The following is a 15,963-nucleotide window of genomic DNA, read 5'->3' as shown; positions in this document are numbered from 1 at the left end:
CCCGACAGGGGTGTTTTTTTGTTATAACAAACACTTGAATTATATACTAATCAAAAGTATATGCGTTATCTGCGGCAACTTTATCCGCTATTTGCGTACGTAAAGCAACTACATTAGGATTATTTGTGTATTTGGTAAAGCGTTTCAAGCCCATTAGCATCATACGTTGCTCATCACCTTCGGCAAAAGAGATAATCGCTTCTTTTCCTTTTTGTATGATGGTCTCAGTAGCATTGTATAAATACAATTTGGACATGGCAATTTGCGTTTGTTGAGAGTCTTCACCAGAACGTTTGGCATTTTTCTCTGTTCTTAAAATGGTGCTTTCAGCCATATAAATTTCAATAAGAATATCTGAGGCAGAAAGCATCAGTTGCTGATGTTTTTCTAATTCAGGACCATATTTCTGTACGGCACTACCAGCAACCATTAAGAATACTTTTTTCAATCGCTTAATTAAATCTTTTTCTTCGGCAAAAAGCTCAGAAAAATCGGGTGTATCAAAAGAAGGGATTCCCATTAGCTCTTCACCAACAGCAGTAGCTGGTCCTAATAGGTCAACATGGCCTTTCATGGCTTTTTTAACAAGCATTCCTACAACGAGCATTCGGTTAATTTCGTTGGTGCCTTCATATATTCTAGAGATTCTAGCATCTCTCCAGGCCTTTTCCATAGGAGCATCCGCACTAAAGCCCATTCCTCCAAAAATCTGAACACCTTCATCCGTTGTGTTTTGAACGTCTTCGGAAACGGCAACCTTTAAAATAGAACACTCAATGGCGTATTCTTCCACACCTTTTAGTTCTGCTTCTTGGTGAGAGTTGCCCTCTGCTTCACGAATGGCAATACGGTCTTCAATATTTTTTGCGGCACGGTAACTTGCTGATTCACCAGCGTAGGCATTGGTGGCCATATTTGCAATCTTTGCTTTTATGGCACCGAAGTTCATAATAGGTGTTTTAAATTGAATGCGCTCATTAGCATACGTAACAGCTTCTTTGATGACACGTCTTTGTGCATCCAAACAAGCCGCAGCCAATTTAATACGACCCACGTTCAAAGCATTCATGGCAATTTTGAAGCCATTGCCACGCTTAGAAAGCATATTTTCAACTGGTACTTTTGTATCGCTAAAAAATACTTGGCGAGTAGAGGAGGAGTGAATACCTAATTTTTTCTCTTCATCACCTAGAGAGATACCATTGTCTGGTTTGTTCTCTACGATAAACCCTGTAATGTTCTTGTCGTCCTCAATGCGAGCAAATACAATAAACAAGCTACAGAAGCCAGCATTGGAAATCCACATTTTTTGTCCGGTTATACTATAGTGTTTTCCGTCTTCGGAAAGTACAGCTTTGGTCTTACCGGAATTGGCATCCGAACCGGCACCGGGCTCTGTTAAACAATACGCTCCGAACCATTCACCTGAAGCTAATTTTGGAACATATTTTTGTTTTTGCTCTTCCGTTCCATACAAGGTTATTGGCATAGTCCCAATACCCGTATGTGCACCAAATGCAGTACTAAAAGAGCCCGTTGCCCCTGAAATATAATCACAAACTAACATGGTAGAGACAAAGCCCATACCCATTCCTCCATACGATTCTGGAACGGCCACACTTAAAAGACCTAGTTCGCCGGCTTTGCGCATACATTCTTCGGTATAGGCATAGTCCTTTTTTTCAAAACGTTCCCAATGCGCCCAAAGTTCGCGATCAACGAACTCTTTGGTACTGTCACGCATCATTCTTTGCTCTTCGTTCAAATCTTCTAAAGTGAAGATGTCCTCGCAATTGGTTTCCTTGACAAGGAATTGGCCGCCTCGTAGAATTTCTTTATTTGTTGATTCTGTACTCATGTTATTAATAGTATTTAGAAGTTAGAAAAGAGAAAAGAGATTTACGAAAGACTATTTTGAAAACTCATAGTCATTTTCTGAAATTCTTCTATTTTATCTTCAAGTAGTTTTAATTTATTATCGGTTATATACTTTCTATTCTTGGCAATTAATAATTGTGTTCCTAATTCAAAGGAAGAACCCAAAGAGATATTAATAAAATGGCTAAATGATTTATCAGTTCTAGCAGATCCTTCCGCAATGTTGCTTGGAATTGAAATGGAGCACCTACTCATTTGCGAACTTAAATCGAATCTTTCATGCTTTGGAAAACTTATATAATAGATCAGAAATGTCATTAGCAATTTCCAAACCCAGTTTCCAAATTTTTAAATTCTTATAGTTATGACGCTTAGCCATTCAGTCCTTATTCTATTTTCTTTTCTCTTCTTAAGAAAGAAACTCAAAAATACCCGCAGCCCCTTGTCCGGTGCCCACGCACATGGTTACCATACCATACTTACCTTGCATGTTTCTCTTTCTCATTTCATCGAACAGTTGCACGGATAGTTTACCTCCTGTACATCCTAATGGGTGACCCAATGCAATAGCGCCACCATTTACGTTTACAATATCTTTGTTTAGACCAAGTTCACGAATTACTGCTAGTGATTGCGAAGCGAATGCCTCATTCAGTTCAATAAGTTCAATATCATCTTGCTTTAATCCTGCTTGTTTTAGAGCTTTTGGAATAGCCGCAACAGGACCTATACCCATAATTCTTGGAGGGACACCGGCAGCTGCATAATTTACCAAACGGGCAATAGGCTCCAGATTCAACTCTTTCACCATATCTTCGCTCATTACCATTACAAAAGCAGCACCATCGCTCATTTGAGATGAATTACCTGCAGTTACGCTACCGCCAGCTGCAAAAACAGGACGTAGTTTATTTAGCACTTCTACCGAAGTGCCCTTTCTAGGACCTTCATCTTTAGTTACCGTATACTTTTTTGTTGCTTTTTTACCGTTTTCATCAATGTAGGTTTGCTCTACTTCAATAGGCACGATTTGATTTTGAAAACGGTCTTCAGCTTGTGCTTTTAAAGCTTTCATATGAGAATTATATGCAAACTCATCTTGGTCTTCTCTAGAGACTTTGTATTCATTTGCTACCGCTTCGGCAGTGTTTCCCATACCCCAATAGTAATCTTCGTGACCTTCGCTTACCAAATCATAATTCAATTCGGTTTTATATCCTGTCATAGGTACAGAGCTCATACTTTCTGCACCACCGGCAATGATACAGTCAGCCATTCCCGATTGTATTTTTGCCGTGGCAATACCAATGGTTTCAATACCTGAGGAGCAAAAACGGTTCACCGTAACGCCAGGTACATCAACGATATCCAATCCCATTAAAGAAATCAATCGTGCCATATTCAGGCCTTGCGATCCTTCTGGCATGGCGTTGCCTACGATGACATCATCAATCCGTTTTTTGTCAAAATCGGGTAATTCTTTCATCATGTACTCAATGGTTTCTGCGGCGAGTTCATCTGTTCGCTTAAACCTGAAAACACCTTTCGGAGCTTTTCCGACAGCTGTTCTGTATGCTTTAACTATATATGCAGTTTTCATTATAAAATTGTATTGAGTATTGAGTTAATTGTATTGAGATTCATAATGCTTTTTGAAACGAATAGTTCATTTTTTGAATTTCAACACAAACCTCAATTACGGGTTTTACTTTTTCTTTTTTTACTAAGTTTAATTCTATTAAAAGTATGAGTTGCGTGTGTAGTTCATATGCAGAACCATTAGCGATACTCAGAAAATATTTAAACTCTTTTTGAGAGTTTCTGCCAGCTCCCTTCGGCTATATTGGAGGGAATTGAAACAGAACATCTTTTAATTTGAGAAATTAGTCCGTATTTTTCTTCAGAAGGTAATTCAGCTGCCAGTAGATAAATGGACTTGGCTAACTCAATAGCCTTATTCCATATTTTTAAATTTTCTACTTTGTGCATTTCTCTAACTACTCAATACTAATATCTCAATACTAAACCCTAGTTTCTTAAAGGTTTACCTGTCTTTAACATATGTTGGATACGCTCTAGCGTCTTTCTCTCCGTACAAAGAGATAAAAAGGCCTCTCTTTCCAAATCCAATAGATATTGCTCATTTACCATGGTCGGTTCGGATAAATCTCCACCAGCCATAACGTAAGCCAATTTATTGGCGATTTTCTTATCGTGCTCGCTGATGTAGTGACTTGCTTCCATAGAATCCGTACCTACCAAGAACATACCTAACGCTTGTTTTCCGAGTACTTTTATATCACTTCGCTTTACAGGTTGTGTATATCCGGCCTCGGCCATTAATTTAGCGTGTGCCTTTGCGGTTGCAATCTGCCGATCTTTATTTACGACTGCGATATCTTTTCCGTGTTGAAGAATACCTAAATCATAAGCTTCGTAAGCAGATGTGGATACTTTGGCCATACCAATGGTCAAGAAATATTCTTGAAGTACGTTTAATTCAACATCGTTCTTTTTAAAGGTGTCCTGAGCTCGAACGGCAAACTCTTTAGAACCACCACCACCAGGGATAACCCCAACCCCGAATTCAACAAGACCGATGTAAGTTTCTGCAGCAGCAACCACTTTATCCGCATGTAGGGATAGCTCACAACCACCACCAAGGGTCATGCCGTGGGGTGCGGAAACGGTAGGAATAGCCGAGTAGCGCATACGCATCATCGTATCCTGAAACATTTTAATAGCCATATTAAGCTCATCATATTCCTGCTCAACGGCCATCATGAAAATCATACCAATATTGGCACCTACAGAGAAGTTTGCTGCTTGGTTACCAACCACCAAACCTTGAAAGTCTTTTTCAGCTAAATCAATAGCTTTGTTAAGGCCGGCAAGAACATCACCGCCAATAGTGTTCATCTTGGATTGGAACTCCACATTTAAAATGCCATCGCCCAAATCCTCAACTACAACACCACTATTTTTAAATACTTCTTTTGATTTTCTGATATTGTCCAAAATGATAAAAGCATCCTGACCTGGTATTTTTTCCATGGACTTCTTTGGAATGTCATAGAAATAGGTAGCCCCATCTTTTATAGAGTAGAAAGATTCATTTCCCGAAGTCTTCATGTCTGTTACCCAAGGGGCAGCTTCCAATCCTTCGGCTTTAATAAACTCCAATCCTTTGTCCAACCCAACGGCATCCCAAATTTGGAATGGTCCATGTTCCCAGCCAAAACCGGCTTTCATGGCGTCATCAATCTTATATAGTTCATCCGTTATTTCAGGAATCCTGTGTGATACGTAAGCGAATAGTTGTCCAAAACTTTTTCTGTAGAACTCTCCGGCTTTATCTTTTCCTCCAACCAGAACAGCAAAACGGTCTACTACCTTATCTATGGTTTTGGTAAGCTCCAGTGTGGCGAATTTGGCACTTTTCTTGGAACGATAGTCCATGGTGTCCAAATCCAACGTGAGTATTTCCGTTTTCCCTTCTTTGTTTTTTGTCTTCTTATAAAAACCTTGCCCAGTCTTGCTTCCCAGCCATTTGTTTTCCATCATGGTATTGATGAAATCAGGAAGCTCAAAAAGTGCTAATCGTTCATCATCCTTGCAATTTTCGTGGATACCATTAGCCACATGAACCAAAGTATCCAGGCCTACAACATCAACCGTTCTAAAAGTGGCGGATTTAGGTCTGCCAATTACAGGTCCGGTAAGCTTATCAACCTCTTCAACGGTCATGCCCATATCTTTTACGGTGTGAAAGAGGCTTTGAATACTGAAGATTCCGATTCGGTTTCCTATAAAAGCAGGAGTGTCTTTGGCTACAACGGAAGTCTTTCCTAAAAACTGTTCTCCGTAGCCATTTAAAAAGTCAAGTACTTCTTGCGATGTTTCCGGACCAGGAATAATTTCGAACAATTTTAAGTAACGCGCTGGGTTAAAGAAATGTGTTCCACAGAAATGCTTCTGAAAATCGTCACTTCTACCTTCTGACATAAACTTAATAGGAATACCAGAAGTGTTAGACGTGATTAAAGTACCTGGAGTACGGTGTTTTTCAAGATTTTCAAAAACCTTTTTCTTGATATCAAGACGTTCTACAACCACTTCAATAATCCAATCTACCTTGCTCACTTTTGCAATATCATCCTCAAGATTTCCAGTGGAGATACGCGAAGCGAATTTTTGATGATAGATAGGAGAAGGTTTAGATTTTAAGGCCGTAGTTAATGAGTCGTTTACCAACCGATTGCGCACCGCCTTGTCTTCTAGAGTTAATCCTTTTGCTTTTTCTTTATCGTTCAATTCTCTTGGAACGATATCTAGCAACAACACTTCTACTCCGATATTTGCGAAATGGCAAGCAATGCCGCTACCCATAATTCCGGATCCGATGACTGCTACTTTTTTAATATGCTTGTTCACGATGTAGTTATTGGGTTATTAATTAATCTGTTTCAGAATCAAGGGTATCTTGACCGTTAATCAGGTTATCATTAGTATATATGTTCTTTTCTGCTATGAGTTCATTTATAGTATCCATGACCTCAAAAAAGCTTTTTATTTTTTCTTCGGAAACATGGCTTCTTACGGAATCGTTGAACCTTAATACAACATTCTTTGAATCATTTCTCTTTTCGAGTCCAAATTCCGTCAAATAAATCAAAACGCCTCTTCCGTCTTTAGGGTTGGGTTTTCTCTCTATTAAACCCTGTTCTTCCATTCTTTTTAGAATACGGGACAGGCTTGTGGCTTCCATTCCCATTTTGGGCCCAAGGGCCGTAGAAGGGGTTCCGGTCTTAGGATCTACACTTAAAAGTGTAAAACCCACGGCCATGGTAGAGTCAAATTTTTTAGCCTCTTCGTTGTACATACGAGCTACGGCTTGCCATGTGGCTCGCAATGCGTAGTCTATAGTAATATCTTTCATACATAAGGTGGGTTGACGGTCACCAAATATACAAAAAATATATTATGCATGCATAATATATTTTTGAAATTTAAATCAGAAAAGCAATGCTATTATAAAGAAATAGCTTTATTCGTAGGTTGTGAGGACTTTTTTTAGGAAAATAATATTTTACGTTGAAATGTACGACAAATGTAAGCGGCATTATTAGCGCCCATAAATGTCGTTATAAAGATGCATATATTTTTCTTTTACAATCTTACGACGCAATTTAAGGGTAGGGGTAAGGTGTCCTTCACTTATACTCCAAACATCCGGAGTTAGACGGAACTGTTTTACCTTTTCCCATTTGGCAAATTTTTCATTGGCTTCATCAACTTCTTGTTGGTAGCGAGCCATTACCTGTTCGTTTTGAATAATATCAGAATTCTCGGGTACGGTAATGTTGTTCTTTGTTGCCCATTGGTGCAAGAAATCAAAATCTGGTTGAATTAAAGCGGCCGGCATCTTTTCACCTTCACCAACTACCATAATTTGCTCAATAAAGCGAGATTGCTTAAACCTGTTTTCCAATAACTGAGGCGCTACATATTTACCTCCAGAGGTTTTGAACATTTCTTTTTTGCGGTCCGTAATTTTTAGAAATCCGTCTGCATCTATTTCACCAATATCACCGGTAAGGAAATAGCCATCTTGCATAACTTCGCTGGTTTTGTCGGGGTCCTTATAATACCCCATCATGACCTGTGGGCCTTTTATACAGATTTCTCCGTCACTGGCAATTTTTACTTCGGTTCTATCAATAGGTTTGCCCACAGTGCCAATACGGAACCCTTCATCGCGCATGTCGTTAACTGATATTACCGGTGAGGTCTCTGAGAGACCATAACCTTCCATAAGACCGAATTCAGCGGCATTAAATATGCGTGAAAGTCGGGGTTGCAAGGCTGCACTACCAGAAGCAATAAGACTAAGGTTGCCACCTAGACCTTCTTTCCATTTGCTGAAAATAAGTTTTCTGGCTATGGATAATTGTGTTTCGTACCACCAACCGTTTTGTCCATAGGGCTCAAATTTAAGTCCAAGGTTTACGGCCCAAAAGAAAAGTTTTTTCTTTATACCGGAAAGCTCGGTGCCCTTGGCATATATTTTATCATAGACTTTTTCTAAAAGCCTTGGTACGGCTGTCATAACATGCGGACTGGTTTCTTTTAGGTTGTCACTAATTTTATCCAATGACTCGGCATAGTAAATGGTTACACCTCTGTATTGGTATAGATAAATTAACATACGCTCATATACATGGCACAAGGGTAGAAAACTAAGGGCTTTAGTATTGCCGTCTTCAATAGGGAAACGTTTGGAGCTTTCCAAAGCATTGCTAACCAAATTATTGTGAGATAACATTACACCTTTTGGTCTTCCCGTTGTTCCAGAAGTATATATTAAGGTAGCAAGGTCATCAGCCTTGACCGCATCTTTTAGTTTTTCAACTTCGTCTTGATTAGATTTATCAGCTCCTAATTCCAGTACCTTTTCCCAATTATCACAACTAGAAATATCATCAAAAGAATAAATGTGCTGCAAACTTGGTATCTGGTCTTCAACGGATTTTACTTTTTCATATACTTCAATACATGAAACAAAACAGAATTTTGCTTCAGAATGATTTAATACATACGCATAATCTTCTTCTGATATGGTAGGGTATACGGGAACGTTTTGTGCGCCTAATTGAAGAATACCAATATCCATAATGTTCCATTCCGTACGGTTGGTCAATGAAATAACGGCAATTTTATCGTTAGGCTGTACACCCAATCGTAAGAGACCTCTGCTTATAGTATTTGCTTTGTCAATATACTCTTTAGTAGAAGTGCTAACCCACTGGCCCTCATATTTTGAGACAAGAGATTTCTGTAGGTTATGTTTTTCCAGTTGATAATAGGGAAAATCAAATAGTCTGGTAACGTTCTGCATATGCGTTTATAAATGTCGTTGCAAAATAGTGAAAGAACACGGGATTTTAAAATTACATTAATAAATAATGTGTAGTCTGATCACAAATTTCATAACGAAATTTACCGAGATGTAGTATATCGATTTTAACCATTCATCTACAATAAATTGTAAACGAACAGGTTATGATAACATTCTAAATTAATGTAGGAAAATTCCTTTACCATTAGATGTTTAGCCCAAATCGAATAAATATGATGAAAAAATACACTATTAGTTCAACCACTAAGCTTTTTGTGGTCTCAATGTTACTTTTACTATGTAATGTAGGGGCAAAAGCCCAATCCACACCTTTTGAGTGTGATTACAACGCCTACTTGTTTCAGTATAATGATATTTATGCACTTGATCTTGCTTCGGGTAGTTCGTATTTAGTTGCCGAAAATATTACCCCTGGCAATGTGAATGCTGCAGCCTACAATTCGTCAGATGGGTATATTTGGGGTTATTTGTCAACTCCGTCCAGCTCCATTGTGCGTATTGGCAAGAATTTTGAAGTTGACCAATATGAAATTCCTGGATTACCTTCTGGGAACAAATATGTTGGCGATATTTCAATTGATGGTATATACTACTTCAAGGCCGGAGGAGCCTCTTTTTACAAAATTGATCTTAACCCGGAGTCTAATACCTACTTAGATTATTTAGGTGTTTTTTCTTTAAGTCAGAGCTTAAATATACATGATTGGGCGTTTAATGCTCAGGATGAAAAACTCTACTCTGTAGAAAAGAACACTAATATATTGTATAGGATTACTCCAGAGACCGGTATAGTAGAGGCATTAGGTGTAGTGCCTATTTTACAGGGGTTAAATTATACATTTGGTGCAGTATATTTTGATGTTGATGGAAATTTTTATGTATCGGCAAACCAGACCGGTTCTGTATATAAAATAGAAAGAGCTCAAGATATTTCACTAGGCATTATTAAATCTAATATTTTTGCATTTGGTCCTGCGGCGTCAAGTAACGATGGTGCGCGATGTCCTACTGCTCCTGTGCCTCAAGAAGATTGTATCAATGGTTTAGATGATGATGGAGATGGTCTTGTAGATTGTGATGACCCATCTTGTTCAGGTGTGGCAGCATGTCCTACAATAAACTTAACTTCAGGTGCCAATGATGGTGGTTTAGAAAGTAATGACCGTTTATCCTCTCTCATTGGGGAAAGAAACTATAACCGTGCGAAAACCAATTATAAATTCAACAAGCATACCGCCAAAAGGCTTATGAAGGGTGCTAGTTACGCTAAAGCGGGAAAGTCTACCCCTGATCAAATTCCTTTAACTCAGTTGGTGCCTTTAGATGTTGTAGGTGAGTCCAGTACCATAGAATCTTCTCCGGCAGATTTGTTGGACCTAACCAATGCTTCGGATATCTATTCTGTAGATTACTTAAAGAAGGATGATAATATTGGTGCGCTTATGGTAATTAAGACGGATAACAAAGTTTATGAGCACAGTAAATTTATTTGTGATAGATTCCTAGGCGCACAACTACTATCTGTATCTAACATACAATTACGAGAGAAGGATTTTATTAAATCGATTATCAAACAGCCAGATGGAAGTACGGAATTTGCATTGACTTTTTCAGCCAGGTTAAATGCCAGTAATGAATTTGTTGTGGAATCACACTGGAATATTGATGCTTACGCAGAAGATACGGCATTTTACAACTTTCAAATCTGGTCCAATACGGTAGATGACCTACTATTGCTTGCCGATGAAATTTTAAACCTGTTAGAGGTGCATAGCCCAATTGCTGAATATAAGGGTTCTACACCACCGCCAGTATTTGTAAAATCGGCTAAATATGTAAAAGGCGAAGTTATTCTGAACTTGGTGAATAGTAATAAAACCGAGCAAATTCAGTTAGAAGGCGGACTTAAAAAGACAGAGACAAGTTCAACGGAAACTATGAAATTGTCAGCACCAATAGACGGGTATTTAGATTCTGTAGCGTTAAGTACCGGAAATATTTTTGACTTCGGATTTAGGGTGAGTCATGCCAATGGTACTCCAGATGACCTTTTCGTAGCAGATGCCCCATGGGGTCTTGATAGTTCTGCAGAAGGAACTACGGTAGAAAATTACGAGGTAAAATCAGTGCAAGCACCTTATACGGGTGATGGGTACCCGGTAGAGCGAAATATTGAGCTTAGCGGAAAGACATCAAGTTATGTTGGAGTATATCGTGCAATGAGCCCCAGGTTTACAGCGGTTGATTTATCCGATTACGGAAAACTCTCTTTTGAAGCTAGCGGAACAGGAACTTTAGAAGTGAAGTTGCTTGATGGGAATGGGGTAACGTTTTCGCAAAATGTAAACCTATCGGCCGAAACCAAATCATTTAATTTGTTGGCTGGGAATTTTAAGAGTTCTACGAATTCTACTACCGACTTTTCAAGTTTAAAAGTGATTAATTTTAATTTGTTGGCCGAAGGTGGAACCTTGGAAGAAAAGCAAATGAGCCTTTCCAATGTGTCTTTTAACAATATTGAAGAAAAACGGGTTTTTATATCTGATGATACTTCAGAGTCTATAGTGTATCCTAACCCTATGCAAGCGGAGTCTAGCCTTTATTTTTACGAAGAGAATTCTGGTACATTTACTTTTGAATTGTTTAATATGGCGGGTAAAAAAATCGCATCACATGATATGAGCGGAGACTCCAAAGCAGGTCAGAATATGATTGTAGTGAAACGAAATAATTTAACTCCTGGACTATATTTCTATAAAATAACCAGTAGTAATGATAAAACTTGGAGTAGTAAATTAATGGTGAAATAAGTTTTTGAGTGAAGTCAGAGGTGTAATTTCATCCCTTCATGACTAGCTTTAAAACCTAAATTTTCATAAAATTTATAAGCTTCCGGACGTTTTTTGTCCGTGGTGAGCTGTACAACGTGTGCGCCTTTTTGCTTTGCACGTTGTATGGCCCATTTAAACAGTTGCTTACCAATGCCTTTACTTCTGTAATTTTCATGAACACGCACGGCTTCTATCTGGGCACGGATTCCACCTTGGTAAGTTAAATAGGGAATAAAGGTTAACTGAAGCGTTCCAATAACTTCCTGAGTATTGTCTTCAATAACTACCAACTCTTGGTTATGGTCTTGACTTATAGCATCAAAAGCTTCATAATATTTTTCGGGTAGCGGTTCTGCATAAGCTTCCCGCAGTTTGCCCAATTTATCATTGCTCAATAGTTGCACGATTCCAGGAATATCCTTTCGGTTTGCTCTTCGGATTTTCATGTTCAACTAAACTACAAAAAAAACGGCGTGTACTTTTGGGTACACGCCGTTTTAATTTACTATGTAGTTGGTTTAGTTTGTCTCCAAAATCCATTTTTTAGCATTCACAAAAGCCTCTAGCCATGGAGAAACCGCATCATTGGCTCCTTCTGGGTAATACGCCCAGTTCCAAGGGAAAATAGAGCGTTCAATATGTGGCATGGTTACCAAATGGCGACCAGTTACATCGCACAACATAGCGGTATTAAAGTGGCTTCCGTTGGGGTTGGCAGGGTAGCCTTCGTAACCGTATTTGGCAACGATTCCATATTCACTTTCGTCATGTGGTAGGCTAAATTTACCTTCTCCGTGAGAAATCCAAACACCTAGGGTACTTCCTGCTAAGCTTGAAAGCATTACAGAACTGTTCTCTTGAATCTTTACCGATGTAAAATTACTCTCATGTTTGTTGGAGTCATTATAGGTTAGCCTTCCGTGTGTTTCGTGCTCAGGGTTTATGAGGTCTAATTCCATAAATAATTGGCAACCGTTACAAATTCCGATAGATAGGGTATCAGGTCTAGCAAAGAAATTCTTAAGGGCGGCATTTGCTTTTTCGTTGTACTTAAAAGCACCGGCCCAACCTTTGGCACTGCCCAGAACGTCCGAGTTTGAAAACCCGCCTACGGCACCAATAAACTGAATGTCTTCAAGCGTTTCACGACCAGAAATCAAATCGGTCATATGCACGTCTTTTACATCAAAACCGGCCAAGTACATAGCGTTTGCCATTTCCCGTTCAGAATTACTACCTTTTTCACGTAGAATGGCAGCTTTGGGTCTGTTTCCGGTGTTTGATGGAATACTACTCAAATCAACGTTTTCAGGGAATTTGTACTGAAGCGGTTGATTTTTATAGTTGTCAAAACGGTCTTTGGCCAAATTATTGGCTGTTTGTTTACTATCCAGTAAATAAGAAGTCTTGAACCAAGTATCTCTTAAAGAATTAATGTTCAGACCCATTTCCATTCCACCGTTTTTGATTTTTAAAACGGTACCTGAAACCACATTTCCTATTTTCTTACAATCAATGTTGAGGTCCGCTAATTTTTGCTCAACAGATTCATCTTTTGATTGAAAAACGATTCCCGAATTTTCAGAGAAAAGTAATTTTATAGTATCTGCTTCACCAAGGTTCGATACATCCAATTCAGCGGACAGATTGGTATCGGCAAAACACATTTCCAATAAAGTCGTAATCAATCCACCGGAAGCCACATCGTGTCCAGCAACAATGTCATCCTCCTTTATCAAGTTTTGAATGGCGTTGAAAACATTTTTAAAATAGGCTGTATCTTTTATGCTTGGCGTTTCGCTACCAATAGTATTATGGATCTGGGCAAAGGAAGAACCACCTAATTTATAGCTATCTTTTGATAGGTTGATGTAGTAAACCGAACCGCCATTTTTGTTGAATACCGGTTCAACTACTTTAGTAATATCATCACAATTTCCTGCTGCGGAAATAACCACTGTACCGGGAGCGATAACATCTCCATCTTTATATTTTTGTTTCATGGAAAGGGAATCCTTTCCGGTAGGTACGTTGATACCTAATGCAATAGAAAAGTTGGAAACTGCTTCTACCGCTTCGTACAAACGGGCATCCTCCCCTTCGTTTTTACAAGGCCACATCCAGTTGGCAGAAAGCGAAACGGACTTCAAATTGTCTTTAAGCGGAGCCCAAATGATGTTGGTCAAAGATTCGGCAATACTGTTCAAACTACCTGCAGCTGGGTCAATAAGCCCGGAAATAGGAGAGTGGCCAATACTAGTAGCTATCCCTTCTTTTCCTTTAAAATCCAATGCCATAACACCACAATTGTTCAAAGGAAGCTGCAAAGGCCCAGCACATTGTTGTTTGGCAACACGGCCTCCCACACAACGGTCTACTTTGTTTGTTAACCAATCTTTAGAACCAACTGCTTCCAGTTGAAGTAGCTGTTCCAAGTAATCATGGAAAAACTCCAATGAATATTCGGGGTTTGTATAATTTCTTTGAACCGTAGCATCGGTCATTATGGTTTTAGGGGAACTTCCGAACATATCCTCTAAATTCAAATCCATTGGTTTTTCACCGGTTGTAGCGGATTCAAAAGTAAATTTAAGGTCACCCGTTACATCACCCACTTCATACATAGGAGAACGCTCACGATCGGCAATACGGTGTAACAGATCAACATCTTCTTTACCGATAACCAAGCCCATACGTTCTTGGGATTCGTTACCGATGATTTCCTTGGCCGATAGGGTAGGGTCTCCCACAGGAAGTTTATCCAAGTCTATTTTCCCACCGGTATCTTCTACCAATTCAGAAAGACAGTTAAGATGGCCACCCGCACCATGATCATGGATCGAAACAATAGGGTTTACATCATTTTCTACCATACCACGAATGGCATTGGACGCTCTTTTCTGCATTTCCGGATTGGAACGTTGTATGGCGTTCAGTTCTATGGCAGAACTAAATGCACCTGTATCCGCACTGGAAACGGCGGCACCACCCATACCAATACGGTAGTTGTCACCACCTAAGATTACAATTTTATCACCATCTTTAGGTGTGTCTTTTAAAGCTTGCTCTGCTTTTCCGTAACCGATACCACCGGCTTGCATGATTACTTTATCAAAACCTAATTTTCTGGTATTTGTATTATCACTGTCTTTAGATTCGTCATGCTCAAAAGTCAATACGGAACCTGCAATAAGAGGTTGTCCAAATTTATTTCCAAAATCCGATGCACCATTAGATGCTTTTATAAGGATGTCCATTGGCGTTTGGTACAACCATTCTCTTTCTGGAAAAGCTTTTTCCCAAGGTCTGTCTTCTTCCAAACGGGAGTATGCCGTCATGTAAACAGCGGTTCCTGCCAATGGTAATGAACCTTTTCCACCGGCTAAACGGTCACGAATTTCACCACCGGAACCTGTTGCAGCGCCATTAAAAGGTTCTACCGTTGTTGGAAAATTGTGTGTTTCCGCTTTTAAGGAAATTACCGAATTAAACTCCGTTTCTTGATAAAAATCGGGTTTATCGGCACTTTTTGGGGCAAATTGGGTCACTTTTGGCCCTTTTACGAAAGCTACGTTATCCTTATATGCAGATACAATATCGTTAGGAAACTCTTGTGACGTCTTCTTGATCAGTTTGAAAAGCGAAGACGGTTTTTCAACGCCATCGATTACAAAAGTACCGTTGAATATTTTATGGCGGCAATGTTCTGAATTCACTTGGCTAAAACCGAAAACCTCGGAATCGGTCAGTTTTCTACCCAATTTTGTAGCAAGGTTTTCTAAGTAAGTTACCTCTTCGTCGCTTAAGGCTAAACCTTCTTGTTTGTTGTACTCGCCTATATTTTCTATGCCTTGAACAGCGACAGGCTTTACATCAATTTTAAAGATGGATTGAGATAAACCATTGAATTTTTCAGAAAGCATAGGGTCAAAATCGGTAAAGTCTTCGCTTGATGCTTTGAACTCTTCTATTCTGATGATGCCCTCAATACCCATGTTTTGGGTGATTTCTGTGGCGTTGGTACTCCATGGCGTAATCATTGCCGCCCTAGGGCCAACAAAAAAGGCGTCTATAGACGCCGTATTTATTTTTGGTAGGTTGCCGAACAACCACGTTAATTTATTTATGTTTTCCTGTGAAAGTTCTTCAACCGTTTGAACGGCATAAACTTTATTGGCTGCATCCCCGAAGAAGTGAATCATCTAGCTTGTAAATTGATAGGTTTGAGAAAGCGCAAATTTAGCCTTTAAAAGGCTCTTTTTAAAGGAGTATTACAAATTTTTCAAACTAAAAGTTAACAGCCTGTTGATTACTCGATAATCGAGATTAAATTCT

8 protein-coding genes and 2 pseudogenes are annotated in these 15,963 nt (G+C 39.1%); 1 reads left to right on the top strand and 9 read right to left on the bottom strand.

The window, feature by feature from the left end; all coding sequences use genetic code 11:
- Nucleotides 1-46: 46 nt before the first annotated feature.
- From P0077_RS00545 to P0077_RS00515, 7 genes and pseudogenes are all read right to left on the bottom strand, one after another.
- Nucleotides 47-1,858 (bottom strand): acyl-CoA dehydrogenase FadE, encoded by a 1,812-nt coding sequence (locus P0077_RS00545; RefSeq protein ID WP_276167231.1) that lies wholly within the window; start codon nucleotides 1,856-1,858, stop codon nucleotides 47-49.
- A gap of 41 nt (nucleotides 1,859-1,899) precedes the next feature.
- Nucleotides 1,900-2,257: pseudogene (locus P0077_RS00540) on the bottom strand (four helix bundle protein).
- A 30-nt stretch (nucleotides 2,258-2,287) separates the two neighbouring features.
- Nucleotides 2,288-3,478, bottom strand: coding sequence for an acetyl-CoA C-acyltransferase (locus P0077_RS00535; protein ID WP_276167230.1), 1,191 nt, complete (start codon nucleotides 3,476-3,478; stop codon nucleotides 2,288-2,290).
- Between the two features lie 40 nt (nucleotides 3,479-3,518).
- Nucleotides 3,519-3,867, bottom strand: a pseudogene (locus P0077_RS00530) (four helix bundle protein).
- A 39-nt stretch (nucleotides 3,868-3,906) separates the two neighbouring features.
- Complete coding sequence (locus P0077_RS00525) at nucleotides 3,907-6,312, bottom strand: 3-hydroxyacyl-CoA dehydrogenase/enoyl-CoA hydratase family protein (protein ID WP_276167229.1); 2,406 nt, start codon at nucleotides 6,310-6,312, stop codon at nucleotides 3,907-3,909.
- 22 nt (nucleotides 6,313-6,334) lie between these two features.
- Nucleotides 6,335-6,817: a MarR family winged helix-turn-helix transcriptional regulator gene (locus P0077_RS00520; protein ID WP_276167228.1), complete on the bottom strand. Its 483-nt coding sequence runs from the start codon at nucleotides 6,815-6,817 to the stop codon at nucleotides 6,335-6,337.
- A 186-nt stretch (nucleotides 6,818-7,003) separates the two neighbouring features.
- Nucleotides 7,004-8,776, bottom strand: coding sequence for an AMP-dependent synthetase/ligase (locus P0077_RS00515; protein WP_276167227.1), 1,773 nt, complete (start codon nucleotides 8,774-8,776; stop codon nucleotides 7,004-7,006).
- Nucleotides 8,777-9,009: 233 nt separating this feature from the next.
- Between P0077_RS00515 and P0077_RS00510 the strand changes: the two genes are divergently transcribed.
- Nucleotides 9,010-11,607, top strand: coding sequence for a T9SS type A sorting domain-containing protein (locus tag P0077_RS00510; protein WP_276167226.1), 2,598 nt, complete (start codon nucleotides 9,010-9,012; stop codon nucleotides 11,605-11,607).
- A 14-nt stretch (nucleotides 11,608-11,621) separates the two neighbouring features.
- Here the strand turns inward: P0077_RS00510 and P0077_RS00505 are convergent, their stop codons facing one another.
- Nucleotides 11,622-12,074, bottom strand: coding sequence for a GNAT family N-acetyltransferase (locus tag P0077_RS00505; protein ID WP_276167225.1), 453 nt, complete (start codon nucleotides 12,072-12,074; stop codon nucleotides 11,622-11,624).
- A 72-nt stretch (nucleotides 12,075-12,146) separates the two neighbouring features.
- Complete coding sequence (purL, locus tag P0077_RS00500; protein ID WP_276167224.1) at nucleotides 12,147-15,830, bottom strand: phosphoribosylformylglycinamidine synthase; 3,684 nt, start codon at nucleotides 15,828-15,830, stop codon at nucleotides 12,147-12,149.
- Nucleotides 15,831-15,963 lie beyond the last annotated feature (133 nt).

Origin of the sequence: Zobellia alginiliquefaciens, assembly GCF_029323795.1 — a bacterium.
GTDB lineage: Bacteria > Bacteroidota > Bacteroidia > Flavobacteriales > Flavobacteriaceae > Zobellia > Zobellia alginiliquefaciens.
Note: the sequence above shows the minus strand (reverse complement) of the source record. Positions and strands in the feature narration are given on the sequence as shown.